The 14481-nt window shown below is 31.4% G+C and carries 13 protein-coding genes; 3 read left to right on the forward strand and 10 right to left on the reverse strand.

The window, feature by feature from the left end; all coding sequences use genetic code 11:
* Positions 1 to 37: 37 nt before the first annotated feature.
* Together P3X86_RS07345 and P3X86_RS07350 are read right to left on the reverse strand one after the other, a co-directional pair.
* On the reverse strand, positions 38 to 568 hold the full coding sequence (locus P3X86_RS07345; RefSeq protein WP_483292015.1) for a hypothetical protein: 531 nt from the start codon (positions 566 to 568) through the stop codon (positions 38 to 40).
* A gap of 56 nt (positions 569 to 624) precedes the next feature.
* Positions 625 to 867: a hypothetical protein gene (locus P3X86_RS07350; protein WP_483292016.1), complete on the reverse strand. Its 243-nt coding sequence runs from the start codon at positions 865 to 867 to the stop codon at positions 625 to 627.
* 142 nt (positions 868 to 1009) lie between these two features.
* On the opposite strand from P3X86_RS07350, the gene P3X86_RS07355 reads away from it, so the two are divergent.
* Positions 1010 to 2227 carry an MFS transporter gene (locus tag P3X86_RS07355; protein ID WP_483292017.1) on the forward strand — a complete coding sequence of 406 codons (1218 nt, stop codon included), beginning with the start codon at positions 1010 to 1012 and terminating at the stop codon, positions 2225 to 2227.
* A 570-nt stretch (positions 2228 to 2797) separates the two neighbouring features.
* Positions 2798 to 6382, forward strand: a complete 3585-nt coding sequence (locus P3X86_RS07360) for a chitobiase/beta-hexosaminidase C-terminal domain-containing protein (protein ID WP_483292018.1) — start codon at positions 2798 to 2800, stop codon at positions 6380 to 6382.
* An 84-nt stretch (positions 6383 to 6466) separates the two neighbouring features.
* Here P3X86_RS07360 and P3X86_RS07365 read toward each other — a convergent pair whose 3' ends face one another.
* Both P3X86_RS07365 and P3X86_RS07370 read right to left on the reverse strand, forming a co-directional pair.
* Positions 6467 to 6649 carry a hypothetical protein gene (locus tag P3X86_RS07365; protein ID WP_483292019.1) on the reverse strand — a complete coding sequence of 61 codons (183 nt, stop codon included), beginning with the start codon at positions 6647 to 6649 and terminating at the stop codon, positions 6467 to 6469.
* Positions 6650 to 7116: 467 nt separating this feature from the next.
* Positions 7117 to 7308, reverse strand: a complete 192-nt coding sequence (locus P3X86_RS07370; RefSeq protein WP_483292020.1) for a hypothetical protein — start codon at positions 7306 to 7308, stop codon at positions 7117 to 7119.
* A 319-nt stretch (positions 7309 to 7627) separates the two neighbouring features.
* Here P3X86_RS07370 and P3X86_RS07375 point away from each other — a divergent pair, with 319 nt between their 5' ends.
* A complete protein-coding gene (locus P3X86_RS07375; protein WP_483292021.1) occupies positions 7628 to 7990 on the forward strand; it encodes a helix-turn-helix domain-containing protein in 363 nt (120 codons plus the stop codon).
* 117 nt (positions 7991 to 8107) lie between these two features.
* Here P3X86_RS07375 and P3X86_RS07380 read toward each other — a convergent pair whose 3' ends face one another.
* The 6 genes from P3X86_RS07380 to P3X86_RS07405 form a co-directional block, all read right to left on the reverse strand.
* Positions 8108 to 8968: a hypothetical protein gene (locus P3X86_RS07380; protein ID WP_483292022.1), complete on the reverse strand. Its 861-nt coding sequence runs from the start codon at positions 8966 to 8968 to the stop codon at positions 8108 to 8110.
* 298 nt (positions 8969 to 9266) lie between these two features.
* A complete protein-coding gene (locus tag P3X86_RS07385) occupies positions 9267 to 10019 on the reverse strand; it encodes an IclR family transcriptional regulator (RefSeq protein WP_483292023.1) in 753 nt (250 codons plus the stop codon).
* A gap of 109 nt (positions 10020 to 10128) precedes the next feature.
* Complete coding sequence (gene buk / locus P3X86_RS07390) at positions 10129 to 11199, reverse strand: butyrate kinase (protein WP_483292024.1); 1071 nt, start codon at positions 11197 to 11199, stop codon at positions 10129 to 10131.
* 17 nt (positions 11200 to 11216) lie between these two features.
* Positions 11217 to 11786, reverse strand: coding sequence for an indolepyruvate oxidoreductase subunit beta (locus P3X86_RS07395; RefSeq protein ID WP_483292025.1), 570 nt, complete (start codon positions 11784 to 11786; stop codon positions 11217 to 11219).
* Between the two features lies 1 nt (position 11787).
* A complete protein-coding gene (gene iorA / locus P3X86_RS07400) occupies positions 11788 to 13572 on the reverse strand; it encodes an indolepyruvate ferredoxin oxidoreductase subunit alpha (protein ID WP_483292026.1) in 1785 nt (594 codons plus the stop codon).
* A gap of 16 nt (positions 13573 to 13588) precedes the next feature.
* Positions 13589 to 14476: a phosphate acyltransferase gene (locus P3X86_RS07405; RefSeq protein WP_483292027.1), complete on the reverse strand. Its 888-nt coding sequence runs from the start codon at positions 14474 to 14476 to the stop codon at positions 13589 to 13591.
* Positions 14477 to 14481 lie beyond the last annotated feature (5 nt).

The raw sequence follows: 14481 nt of genomic DNA on the forward strand, positions 1-14481 counted from the left end.
ACGATTTTCATTATCATTATAGTTTGATAAGGGTATGTTAGTAATCAATGACTCGTTTTACATAAGTTATTCTCCATTTTATTCCCTTATGTATTCTCATATCAAAGTCTTTAATTTTTATCCACAATACTCCACTTTTGACTCTTGCATTGTACCTAAGGTTATCATCTCCATATATAGTTTTTATGTCAATGTTGTTATTTTTATCTCTAAAACTTATATCTAAATCTTTTCCTCCAATCACAAAACGATACCATCCATCTTTTAACTCAGCATCATGGAGATATTTTTTACCATACATAGTCCTAAACTGACTTACTTTTGCTAGTATTTCATCTATCCTAGACGCTATGTAACTTTCAGCCTTCCTTTCTAAATGCTTTTTGATTACTACTAAATTGACTATCCCTAATAAAGTAATCACTAATATTATAATTGACCAATATATTGTAAAATGAAACTTCACATTACTATCTACCATTGTTATTTTTTCATTTAAAAAATCTATTTTCTCTGTTAAGCTAGATATGTCTATATCCTGTTTTAAATTAATCAAAGAAAAAAACATGACCTTTCATCCCCCTTTATATAAGGTATTAAAATGTGGACATGTTTAGAACTTTTTTATATAATTGTTATTCCTACAACTTGCTTGTCATCTAGCTGTACTTTGAATCGTTTCTGTGATTCAAACATTGCTTCAAACGCTTTAATAAATGGAGAATTATTTTCTACATATATTATATCCTCTGTTTTTTTATCAATCATACTTAGTAGATTGTTATATAGATTATCTTTATTAGTATTATGACTAACACCTGTATCTTTAATATATTCACCTGTGTCTTTGTTTACCACTATGTACATACTTCTCTCCTCCTATACTTATTAAGAGGATTGCCACTTTGACTTTTTTTAAAACATCAATGTTATTGATTTGATTATTTAATAAAACCATGATAACATATTTTTGACATGTAAATTAAACAAAATCAAGGAGAGTACTATAATGCTTAAAAGAATAAAAGAAACAAACAAACTACATATGCTTTACTTTGCTATAATCGCCTTAAGTGCACTTGGTTTAGGATTTAGCCACAATGTTATATCTAACTATTTTAAAGATGCTTATCAAATCACACCTTACCAACGTGGACTTATAGAGTTCCCAAGAGAGCTGCCTGGTATGCTAGTCGTTTTTTTTATAGCGTCATTATCCTTACTATCTGATTTCCGCATCGCAGTTATAGCGCAATGTCTAAGCATAATCGGTATAGGTGCTTTAGGATTTATTACGCCTCCATTTACCATAATGCTTATTTTTATATTCATTAACTCATCAGGTATGCATTTGTTTATGCCTGTTAAAACTAGTATAGGTATCTCCCTAATAAAGGATTCTAATGTGGGTAAGAGAATGGGACAATATAGAGGAGTATCAGTTGCATTTTCAATGCTCGCTAGTATAATAGTTTTTATATGTTTTCGCATTGGTGTTTTCGACTTTACATCTAAAACAAAATGGATATTTATATTGTCTGCTTTGATATTTGCAGTTGTAGTTGTTTTATTGATTATCATGGAAAAACTTATAGACAATCCTACTACGAGTAACAAAAGAGTGAACTTTGTTTTTAGAAAAGAATATAAGTATTATTATACGTTAGTAATCATGTGGGGCGTGCAAAAACAGATAATGATGGTTTATGGCCCGTGGGTACTTATTGAAATATTAAATAAAAAGGCTGATACGTTAGCTATACTAGGTATCATAGGCTCTCTGTTCGGAGTATTCTTTATTCCTGCTGTTGGAAGATGGGTGGACAGATTTGGTATCAAAAAGCTTTTATATGCAGATGCTCTATCTTTTATATTTGTATACGTTCTTTATGGTCTTCTTAGTGCTGGATTTGATACAGGCACACTCGCTACAGTTGGTATACCTGTATTTCTAGCGTATATGCTCTTTATATTTGACAAGATGTCAACTCAAATGGGTATGATAAGAACTGTTTACTTACGTTCAATAGCTGTTGATCCGTCAGATATAACCCCTACGCTATCTTTAGGTCTTAGCTTAGATCACGCAGTTTCAATTATATGTGCGTATTTAGGAGGAATAGTATGGGGTGTATGGGGCCCTCAATACATATTTTTCTTAGCTGCATCACTGTCATTTGTTAATCTTTATGTTGCACGTAAGGTTAAAGAACCTGCTGTTTCATAAATCTAATAAAAAATGTAAGGATTAAGCAATTCACCTTACATTTTTTATATTTTATTTTCTTTACTTGCAATTGGTTATATTAGCTTAGCATTAGTTTTTTAATCCAATTCTTCTAGTTTTGTATCCACTCTATCATCTGATGGATAAGGACACCTGCACGAACATCTGTTGCTTATTAGAGTTTTTTCAATCTTTAATTTTTTCATTAGTATTTTCATTTTTTCACCTCCTTATAGGTATTTATTAGAATTGTTCTTATAACATCTACATTTCTACGTGTATGATTGTACGAATTGTAAATTTGTTCCATAATTTTGTTTTCAGCCTCATCTCCTCCGTTAATTCGTTAGAATAATAACGATCAATATCCTATATGGCTGACGATATGATTAAATTTAATACAAATATTACCACAATATATAATCACTCTTATATTGATATTATCTTGTTTAGATATTAATATATAATTATAAGCAAGTTCTTAATCCAGGAACATTTTTCTTAATTTATTTATCTACTAGTACAACCATAATTATCACTAAAAAATTTATTAAAATTGGAGGAACTAAAATGGTAAAACGATTCAAGCAATATTTAAGCTTAGCACTTGCATGTATTTTATCAGCATCTCTAGTACTACCCGTTAGTGCAGAAGACTCAACATCATTCAAAGATATTTTAATTTCTGAATATGTTGAAGGGAGTAGTAATAACAAAGCTATCGAAATCTATAATGGAACTGGTAGCACAATAAACCTTAGCAAATACAAACTAATGAAAGATACTAATGGCAATGGTGTATTTTCTACAATGCACTCATTTAGTGGAGAGTTAGCTGATGGTGAAGCATTAGTTGTGGCTAACAAATTAGCTTCTCAAACGATTCTTGATAAAGCTATAGCTGGTAATATCAACTTCAATGGAGACGATCAAGTCGCACTATACAAAGATGATGTCATAATTGACCGTATAGGTATCAGTGGGGACATAGACTTTGGTAAAGATGTTACGTTTGTAAGGTCTTCAGATGTTAGAAATGGTAACACATCGGCATCTGATCCAAGAGAAAGTAATGAGTGGATTAGTTATCCTAAAGATACTTTTAAGTATCTAGGAAAACATATGCAAGAAGAACCTAATGTGCCTATCGAAATACCTAGTGAAACAATTACTATCAAGGAAGCTAAAGATAGCTATGTAGATGAAAATAATGATTATTTAAACGACTCTGGATTAAGTAAAATAAACGGTATAATAACTGAAACAAATTACAATGGATATGCATTTATGCAAGATGATACTGGGGCTATCGGAGTAAAATTTGGTGAAAATGTAGATATAAACATTGGAGATAAGGTTGAGATTATAGGTACAGTTGGTAACTCTTATGGATTTGGTTATATCAAAGTCGATAGCAAATCTTATGTTAAAGTTATAGGAAAAGAAACTGCTTCTCCTTTGGAAGTAAATATTGCTGACGTAGGGGAATCAAACGAAGCAAAATTAATAACATTAAAGAATGTCAAAATCATCTCTGGTCCTGAATATGGTGAGTACAAAATCGAAAATGGAAATGAAGATTTTCGTATCAAACCTAAAGATCAATCCCTAATAGAAGTTAATAAAACATATGAAAGTATAACTGGTGTTGTATATTATGGTTACAAAAAATATTGTCTAGTGCCACGTAATGAACTTGATATCACTCTTGATTCAAGTAAAGCAAGAAATGTATCAGCATCTATTGATTCAGGTATTGTTGATCCGAATACCGAGGTATCTCTTAGTACATTAACAGATAATGCTGTTATATACTATACATTAGATGGAATTAATCCAACAAAGAACTCTAATATTTATGCTAAACCAATTGTTATAACAAGTGATACAACACTTAAAGCTATAGCAACACGTAAAGATTTAACTGACAGTGACATATTAACAAGGACGTACACTGTGAAAGAAGTAGTTGGCAAAAAAACTATACCAGAAATACAAGGAGAATCTCATATTTCTCCATATAACAATAAAAATGTTGTAGATGTAAAAGGAATTGTAACATCAACAATAGACTACAAGTTTGATTTCATAGATGGAAAACGTATAAGAGGTTTCTACATGCAGGATGAAATAGGTGACAATAATGATAATACTTCTGATGCTATTCTCGTGATAACAAATACTGCTGTTAATGTTGGAGATAAAGTGTCTGTAGATGGGCGTGTTGAGGAACTAGTTAAGAAAATGAACTTTTATGCATATGATCAAGCCAACCAATTGACTACAACTACAATAAAAGTAGATTCTGTAGATATTTTATCATCGTCTAATCAATTACCGGAGCCTATTATTTTAGGGAAAAATGGAAGGATAGTACCTCATGATAATATATCAAGTCCTAATTTTAATGAGTACGACATCAATAAATATGCTATAGATTTCTATGAATCATTAGAATCAATGCGTGTTAAAGTGGAAAAACCTTTAGTAGTATCAGCAGAACACAACCGTGTCTTAACTGTAGCCCCTGATAACGGAGCTATAGCTAAAAAAGATGGTGATTCATCAAACATGGGTGGAGTTGTTCTTGGTGAAAATGATATAAATACCGAAATCATTGGTTTAAATGGTGCTATTGCATCTCTTGGCAATATAAAGGATGTAGAAACAGGCGCTACTACAGATGGCGATGTGGAAGGTATAATGGATTATGAATGGGGTACTTATCAGATTTATATAACACAACCTCTACCAGAATTCACTACCCCTGAAAGAGAAATTGATACCCTAAAATATGAAGTTAACAAAGATGAATTAAGTATTGCAACATACAATGTCTACAATCATGGTGGTGACGACAATGCTAAAAGTTTAGACAAAGCCGCTGGAATAGCTAACACTATAGTTAATAGCATGAAATCTCCTGATATCATTGGATTAGTGGAAGTTCAAGATAATGATGGTAAAGAAAACACTTCGATAGTGGATGCTAACGAGGTATACGAAACATTCATAGATGAAATAAAGAAATTAGGAGGCCCCGAATACAAATGGACAGATATACCTCCAGTAGATGATGCTGATGGTGGTCAACCTGGCGGAAATATTCGTGTAGGATATCTATACAATCCTGAAAGAGTTTCTTTGAAAGAAGGTACTAAAAAAGGTACTTCTACAGAAACAGTATCAGTTAATGATACAGGAAACCTTACACTTAATCCAGGACGTATAGCTACAAATGACCCTGCATTTGTTGACACTAGAAAACCTTTAGCTGCAGAGTTTGTGTTTAATAGTCAAGATGTAATAGTAATAGCGAATCATTTAAGTTCAAAAGGTGGTGACAATGCAACCTATGGAAATGTGCAACCTGCTATAAAACATTCTGAAGTTAATAGAGTAAAGCAGGCACAGCTTGTAAATGACTTCGTCGATTCTATACTTGAGAAAAACAACAATGCAAATGTTGTAGTATTAGGTGATCTGAATGATTATCATTTCTCTAAGCCAGTTCGTACACTTAGTGGTAAAGGTAAGGAACAAGTATTGATTAACATGATAGACAGGTTGCCAAAATCAGAACAATACTCTTACATCTATGGAGGTAACTCGCAAATATTAGATAATATATTGGTAAGCAAAGATTTAGCTGATTTAACTAAAGTAGATGTACTAAATATTAACTCAATAATATCTGATAAAGATAAGGCTAGAAGACACAGTGACCATGATCCAGTAGTTATTAGTATAGCATTAAACAATAAACCTCAAAAACCTGAAGACAATCAGAACCTTAAAGACATATATATCAGCAAATTTGACATTACAAGCAATAAAACAGGCAAAGTTACTAACATATTCAATAGAAAAGACTATATTAATATCAAAGCTGGATTTACTCCGTATAAAACAAGCGTAAGTAACGCAACTGTAAACATCAAACTAATTAAAACACGAGGTAAAAAATCTTATATTTTAACAGAAAATATAATGAGAAATCTACCAGTTGATAAAGATGGTCGCTCTGTAGAATTGTCTATTAACACAAGTATGTTGCGAAAGGGTAACTACAAATTGATTTATGAAGTTTACAACGATGCTATACAAAACAGTGATCCATCAGATGTCTCAAGTTATGAATTTAGAATAAGATAATTATTAATAAAAACCAGTTTTATAGTGGATATCCATTTTAATTAATAAAACTGGTTTTTATTATATATTAATTTTTATACTCGTCTATCTTTTATGTAATATACGTTGTTCATTTCCATTTTTCATTTCAGAAAAATAACAGTTCCAACATGTATATTCTCTATCATACCATCGTTCTTGTACATAAACAGTACATCCAAAGTGAACATCATATTTGTATTGTCTAATAGTACGCCATGCTCCTAATTTTTCATTACTTAAACTCATTGATCCACCACAACATGGACACATAAGTCGAATAGAACCTTCATGATTACAAGTCTCATTATGATTTAAGTTACATTCCACTGCTTGCTTTGCAGTACAAATAGTTGATAAACCTAAAACAAGTACCACTGACAAGATTAAGATTTTAGACTTTGTTTTTAATATAAAAGCACCTCCAACAATTTTATTATATATATTTTAATATTTATGGTAATTTTCTCTCTATAATTATATCCATTGTACTCTGATTATTACGTTATACAAAATAAAAAAGCATAACTTATTTTAGAAATGCCTTATCTTGTATTTTTGCCACCCTTAATTAACATCTATCTTTCTTGAATTAGTATCGTCTTTCTTTTAGATAGCTTTAAATTTAGCACACCATTTTATAATATGCCTTCATTTCATCTGTCTTTATTCGATACGTCAAAATTTCTCCTTACATATCTACATGACTAAGATGTTTATAAACCCTTTAATTTCTCTTTGCTTTCTTGTAATCTTTTTATATTATCAGAGCAGCACTTGATGTAAAATAATATTCGCTTTTTATCTGCTTCTTCTAGGGAATGTTCTATCAATATATTATTAAACTCATTTAAATAAATCCGTTCTTTTTCTAATGTAGTGTTTATTTGCATCAAAATATTATTCATAGTTCTCTCCGTCTTAATTATTATTAATTATGGATTATGTAATCAAACTATTTTGTTAATCTAATTTACAAACTAATTATTATTGCTTAAGCAAAAGTTTTTTTGTCATATCAAGAACATTCAATTTTTTTTCGTTACTAAGCTTTGATGTATTTCTTATCAATTCAATAATCTGTTGTTCATTTTCCAAGAAATCATCTCCTTTTAAAAATGTTCGTTACAAACATTTTAACACTTGTTTTTGTTCGTGTCAATACTGTAAGTGGTAAATAATTGTCCTTGACAAACATTTTTGCTTGAAATATACTCTTTTTAGGAGGTGTTTATCATACAGTCACGTATTAAAGAACTAAGAAACATACTTAAGATAAATCAGGAAACATTTGCAAATAGGATTGATATGAGTCGCTCCAATCTAGCAAATATTGAAAATGGAACTGTAATGTTAACTGATAGAGTAAAAAACTCTATTATAAAAGAATTTAAAGTGAACGTAGAATGGTTCAACACTGGTAAAGGTGTTGTTTTTAATGATATTACTAATGATTTGATTGATAAACTAGCTATAGAAAATTCTCTTGATAAGATTGATAAAGAGATAATAAAAAATTTCATACAGCTAACTGACAGTGAGAAAAAGCAAGTTTTAGGATACATACATCGGTTGTTGGAAGATAATTAGGTTTGTTATATTGTAATTTAACATGTGGACTTTAAAAAGGCATTGCTTTTTAATGCCTTTTTTGCAGGATGAGTTTAGTTTATGTTTTTCTAGTAGATAATATAGTGCTAAATTGATTTAATTACTATAAAATGATCCATCTTTATTCTGGATAAACACAAACGTTATGGGGTCAATGTCCGAATTTTTACCAAACCCAGTCACAATAACTATGTCTTTTAATCCATCATTATTTTTATCTATTATTTTGACATCATTAATTTCTGTACCAGTTTTAAATGCTACACTAAAATCATAAAAAATATCATCGTTCTCATTTGTTAAATATGCTACTGGATGTATAACTCTACCACTATCAGTTTTTCCAGCCACAAAATTTACACATCCCCAATAGTTTAGATTTACCGTAAAAGAATATTGGTCAAGACGAGTAACATTTCCCACATCTTTTAAGTTGTATGGTCTAAATAAAAATTCCCCATCTAAGCCAATATCTTCACAAGCTTTGTTCTTGTTTGTATACTTTATTGTTGCTTTGATTTTGTCATTTTCTTTTAAAACAAGAGTGACTTTCCCTTTATTTCCCGTCTCTATTGTAAAAGTACACTTAGCTACGTTCTCATTAATTTCACCATATAAAATACCTAAATATTTTGATGGACTACGACGATAAAAGTAAAACTGTTTCATAGCTATTGAACCTGTAGAAAAAATTCCTTCTAATATTTTATTATTTATTTTAGATATACTAAACGAAGAATTTTTAGAAATTTTAATACTAAACGGAGGATTTTTAGGAAAGGAACTATCTCCACTATCAATAACCCACATTTTTTTCAAATATTGATTCCAATCATTTTCAAAGTTTCTATTTTTAGTTTCTATAAACGCTGTTCTGTTTAAGTCAGTATTTATAACATAACCTATTAGTACTATACAACATATAAATATTACAAAAAGTAATCTTCTTTCACCCATAACACATCATCTCCAATTAATTTGAGCTTTTTTGAAAATATTATATATTATTTTAGTCAAAGTACTTTTTCTTAAACATTACAAATTAGTAATTTCATGCACATTATCGCATTTGCATAATCTTCTTCAATAAGCTTTTTTAAATACGAATATATATGTTTAGCTTTTCCTATAGAATATTCATAGTTTAGTTGTATGTATATGGATTTAGGTTATTATTAGTAGTCTTATCTATTCCTAATTACTAGAGTTCCATAACTTGAGCTTTGATGTTGCTTGCTATAGCCCATTTATAAGCCTACATAAACTTTTTGCAATATTCCTTGGATATCTTTTCTGTGCACTTTAATAAATCTATTTTATTTTGCTCTAAATTTTCTATCAACAGCTTTCTATAGCCTGATATACTTATACTACATATACAAACTCCTGTTTTATCAACAACTGGTGCCGCTAAACAAAATAAACCTAACTCTGTTTCCTCATCCTCATAAGCATAACCATTTTTCTTGGTTTCATATATTACGTCTAAATACTTTTCTTTATCTGTTATAGTATTTGATGTATTCTTACCAAAATCCATAACATCAATAATCTGCGCAGGATCTTTTGAAAAAGCAACTAATACTTTACCTGATGCGACTCCATTTAATGTGCTTTTATAGCCTACTGGAGGTGTGACACGCATTATTTTATTGCTCTTTCTCTGATATAATATGACCGCTCTATAATCCTCTATAATAGATAGCGATACTGTTAATTGAACTTTTTTCATTAATTCCTCAATATGTGGTCTAGCGATTTCTATAATGTTTTTATTGACATTAGTTGAGTTCCCTAAATGATATAGTTTGTTAGTAAGATAATATTTTCCCGTTTCTTTATTTTTCTGAACATATCCTGTGACTTCAAAACTAGTTAATATTCTGTTTATTGCACTCTTTGAATAAGTTGTTTTATCATATATGTCAGCAATACTCAATTTTTCATCATACTCAAATAGTTCTAATATCTTTATAGCTTTTATGACAGAATTATTTACTTCATTCATATGCTTTCTCCTTAATTATAATTAAATAGACAGATTTAATGATATTATACTAAATCTGTCTATTTTTATCAATGTGTATTAAACTGTTTATCAACTAGCTTTATTTAATTTAATCTACGTAATCATGTGCTTTTTCTTCATTTAACATTACTCTGTATGCTCCACTTGCAAGTGCAGACATTTCATTTTCGCCAGCTTCTACATGAACTGGTGCTATAAATGAAACTCTTTTAGTAAGCTCTGCTGAAATATATTTATCATATGCTATACCACCCGTTACTACGATATAATCAACTTTCCCATTAAGTGTAGTTGCAAGTGATCCTATAGATTTTGCTACTTGATATACCATAGCGTCTATCACTAGCTTAGCTTTTTCATCTCCACTATCAGCCATTTTTGTAACTTCTCTCATGTCTGTAGTATTGAGATATGCTTTTACACCGCCGTTGCCACGAAGACGCTTTTTCATTCCTCTTAAGTCATATTCTCCACTAAATGCAAGTTTTAATACCTTTGTAGTCGGCAATGTCCCAGCTCTCTCTGGAGAAAATGGACCTTCATCATCAGCAACTATGTCTATAGCTCTACCTTTCTGGTGTACTGAAACTGATATTCCTCCACCTAGATGCGCTACTATAAAATTCTTATCATTATAAGTTGTATTATTGTCTTTTGCAACTTTCATAGCTGTTGCTCTAGAGTTTAGTGCATGAAAAGCACTAGTTCTTGATATCTCTGGAAGTCCTGATAGTCTTGCTACGTCCAATAATTCATCTGTCGCTACTGAATCATATATATACGCTTTGCATCCAACTTCATCGGCTATATTTTTAGCTATAATTGCTCCTAAATTAGAAGCATGCTCTATGACTGGCTTGTTTTTTAGTCTATCTATCATGAGGTCGTTGACTTCATATGCTCCTGATTTAACAGGTTTAAGTCCAACTCCTCCTCTACCTACTGCACAAACAAGTTCTTTGATATCAAAATTTTGCTCTTTTAAAAATTCTAATACGCTTTCTTTCCTAAAATCAAATTGACTAGCAATATCTTTATACCCATCAATTTTCTTTGCATCATGGTCAATGGTTTTAGTAAACACTTCACTATGTCCATCATAAATTGCTATCTTTGTCGAAGTACTTCCTGGATTTATTACTAATATATAATTATTCATAGTACCTCCTTTACTGATTAAGCTTGGTTTAATCCAACCCTAAAAGCTTTTTTATTAAGCTCTACAAACTTAGGCTTAACATTTTCTTCTATAATTTTATCCCAATCTATATTTTCTAATTTCATAGATTTAACTAACGTTCCAAGTAAGATTACATTCATAACTTTTGTATTTCCAAGTTCCTCTGCAAGCTCACCTGCATTTACACTTAATACATCTACTTTTTCTTTTAATTCTTCAATGATACCTGTTGGATAATCTTGTAATCCTATAATAGTTGTAACTGATTCCATCTCGAAGTTATTTACTACTACTTTACCACCTTTTTTAAGATGACCTAAAAATCTCATGGCTTCAACTTTTTCAAATGCAACTAATATATCTGCTCCGCCTCTTTCGATAACTGAAGAATGTACTTTTTCACCATATCTTACTTGAGAAGAAACTGAACCTCCACGTTGACTCATACCATGAATCTCACTCATTTTAACATCATAACCTTCACTCATAAGTCCAATAGTTAGTAATTTACTAGCAAGTATTGTACCTTGTCCGCCAACACCAACTAACATTATACTCTTAGTCATATTATTTTTCCTCCTCATTTATAGCATTAACTGGACATTCTCTTTCGCAAACACCACAGCCCACACAAACGTCTTTTATTATAAAGGCTTTCTTATTCTCTTTATCAAATCCAAGTCCCGGACAACCTGTTTTTAGACAGATTTTACAGCCAATACATTTATCTGCATCTACTTTGTGTTTTGTTTTAAATGCAGTTGGGAACTTCTCTTTGTCTGCATCACTGTACTCTCTTTTTAATACACAAGGCCATTTTGTGATGATAACACAGGCTTCATCAAGACCAAATGCCCAATCAAAAGCTGCAACAACTTCATCCTTTTTGTTTGGATCAATAACTTTTATGTGTTTTATTCCTGCGCTCTTAACTAAATCTTCGATCTCAATAGCTTCGACAATTTCACCTTGAGCTTTGAATCCAGTACCAGGGTTCTCTTGTCCTCCTGTCATACCTGTGATTCTATTATCAAGTATAAGATTGATTGTATTAGATTTGTTATATGATATATCTAGTAAAGAGTTGATTCCAGTGTGGAAGAAAGTAGAGTCTCCCATTACTGATACTAGTCTCTTGTTATTTCCTTCTTTAAGGTTAAGAATCTTTTGTGCACCATGACCTGTAGAGAAACTACTACCCATACATAGTATCCAGTCTATTGCATCATAAGGGCTTGCGTGACCTAATGCATAACATCCAATGTCTCCTGCAACAATAGCATTTTTTCTTTTACCTAACTCTAAAAATACTGCTCTATGTGGACAGCCTGCACAGAATGTAGGAGGTCTCTTTATTAGTTTATCCTGATTTACTTCGTAAGTCTCTATTGGCTTACCGCTAACACTTTCTTTGATTACGTCTGGAGTCATTTCTCCTGTATATGGGAATATTTCTTTTCCTAAACACTTGATACCCATAGCTTTTACGTGATCTTCAATATATTTATCATTTTCTTCTATTATATATAATGTATCAACTTCTTTAGCGAAATCTTCAATCAAAGTTGTTGGCAATGGACAGGTAAATCCTAGCTTAAGATAAGATGCTGACTTACCAAATGCCTCTCTAGCATACTCAAATACTCCACCAGAAGTGATAACTCCTATTTTCTTATCGTTGTAGATTGGGTAGTTCCACTCGCAATTGTTACTTAACTCTTGTAACTTGTTCATTCTCTCTTCAACACTGTGACGTAGTTGTCTAGAGTGTCCTGGAACAGTAACATATTTTTTGATATCTTTCTTATATTCTTTGATTGCAACTTCTTGACGCTCACCTATTTCAACTATTCCTTTTGAGTGACATACTCTAGTTGTCATTCTTATAAGAACAGGTGCATCATATTTTTCACTTACTTCATAAGCTGCTTTTACAAAGTCCTTAGCTTCTTGTGCATTTGATGGCTCAAACAATGGCACTTTAGCAAATTTGGCAAAGAATCTGTTATCTTGCTCATTTTGACTTGAATGCATACCAGGCTCATCAGCAGTAACTAATATAGATCCTCCTAATACACCTGAATAAGCAAAAGTACAAAGTGCATCTGACGCTACGTTAACACCAACATGCTTCATAGCTGCTAAGGAACGTCCACCTGCATAAGATGCTCCTATAACTGCTTCTAGTGCTACCTTTTCATTTGGTGCCCATTCAGCTATTATTTCTTTGTAAGTTATAATATTTTCTAAGATTTCAGTACTTGGAGTTCCAGCATATGCAGATGCAAAATGAGTTCCATACTCATATGCTCCACGAGCTAAAGCCTCGTTTCCAGTTAATAATTTTTTCATAATATACCTCCATTTTTTAATGACTTAGTGTAGCTAAAACTATTGAATAATATTTTTCAATTGACGTTGATCCTCTAGACGTCAATATAATTGGTACTTTAGCGCCAACAACAATCCCTGCCATAGTAGCCTCTGCTGAGTATATCAATGATTTACCCAATATATTACCTGTTGCAATATTTGGAACAACTAATATATCTGCATCCCCTACTACTGGACTCTCGTATCCTTTAATCTCGGCTGATTCTTTAGAAAAAGTCAAGTCATAGGAAATAGGGCCTTCAACAATACAGTCGGGTATGTTTGCTAGTTTTAAATTGTGAGCATCAACAGTTTCTTGCATTTTAGGATTCACTACCTCAACTGCTGCTAATACAGCAACTTTTGGCTTTTCATATCCTAGATTGTTATATATATTTGTTGCATTTTTCACTATAGCTTTCTTCTGCTCAAAGTCTGGATATGTCACCATTCCACCATCTGTAACAGCTAATAATTTATGATAGTTTTTAAGTTCGTGAACTGCCATATGACTAAGTACTTCACTGTTTTTGATACCTGTTTCTGAGTTAACTACAGCCTTAAGAAAATCTTTTGTTTGAATCTTTCCCTTCATAAGTGCTTGAACTGCTTCTTCTCTAACAAGCTTTACTCCTATAGCTGCACTTTCTTCATCTGTCTTGGCATCTATTATTCTTATATCTTCACTAACAAAGTTCATTTTTTCTAAAAGCTCTTTTATCATTTCTTCTTTTCCTACTAGAACTGCTTTGATAAGCTCCTTATCCATTGCATCTTTGATAGCTTCTAATGTATGCGCATCATGAGCACAAACTACTGCTAATGTTGGTTTTTCTTTTTTCTCCATCAGCATAGTTTCAAGTTCTTTAAAACTTTTAATCATCGGCT

The sequence above is a fragment of the Abyssisolibacter sp. ZYX002 genome, from assembly GCF_056892235.1.

Excerpts from the sequence above, each read along its gene's own strand:
- iorA (WP_483292026.1), bottom strand. The coding sequence starts at position 13,572 with ATGAAAAAATTATTAACTGGAAACGAGGCTTTAGCTCGTGGAGCATAT.
- P3X86_RS07405 (WP_483292027.1), bottom strand. The coding sequence starts at position 14,476 with ATGATTAAAAGTTTTAAAGAACTTGAAACTATGCTGATGGAGAAAAAA.
- P3X86_RS07395 (WP_483292025.1), bottom strand. The coding sequence starts at position 11,786 with ATGACTAAGAGTATAATGTTAGTTGGTGTTGGCGGACAAGGTACAATA.
- P3X86_RS07345 (WP_483292015.1), bottom strand. The coding sequence starts at position 568 with ATGTTTTTTTCTTTGATTAATTTAAAACAGGATATAGACATATCTAGC.
- buk (WP_483292024.1), bottom strand. The coding sequence starts at position 11,199 with ATGAATAATTATATATTAGTAATAAATCCAGGAAGTACTTCGACAAAG.
- P3X86_RS07360 (WP_483292018.1), top strand. The coding sequence starts at position 2,798 with ATGGTAAAACGATTCAAGCAATATTTAAGCTTAGCACTTGCATGTATT.
- P3X86_RS07385 (WP_483292023.1), bottom strand. The coding sequence starts at position 10,019 with ATGAATGAAGTAAATAATTCTGTCATAAAAGCTATAAAGATATTAGAA.
- P3X86_RS07350 (WP_483292016.1), bottom strand. The coding sequence starts at position 867 with ATGTACATAGTGGTAAACAAAGACACAGGTGAATATATTAAAGATACA.
- P3X86_RS07355 (WP_483292017.1), top strand. The coding sequence starts at position 1,010 with ATGCTTAAAAGAATAAAAGAAACAAACAAACTACATATGCTTTACTTT.
- P3X86_RS07365 (WP_483292019.1), bottom strand. The coding sequence starts at position 6,649 with ATGAGTTTAAGTAATGAAAAATTAGGAGCATGGCGTACTATTAGACAA.
- P3X86_RS07380 (WP_483292022.1), bottom strand. The coding sequence starts at position 8,968 with ATGGGTGAAAGAAGATTACTTTTTGTAATATTTATATGTTGTATAGTA.
- P3X86_RS07370 (WP_483292020.1), bottom strand. The coding sequence starts at position 7,308 with ATGAATAATATTTTGATGCAAATAAACACTACATTAGAAAAAGAACGG.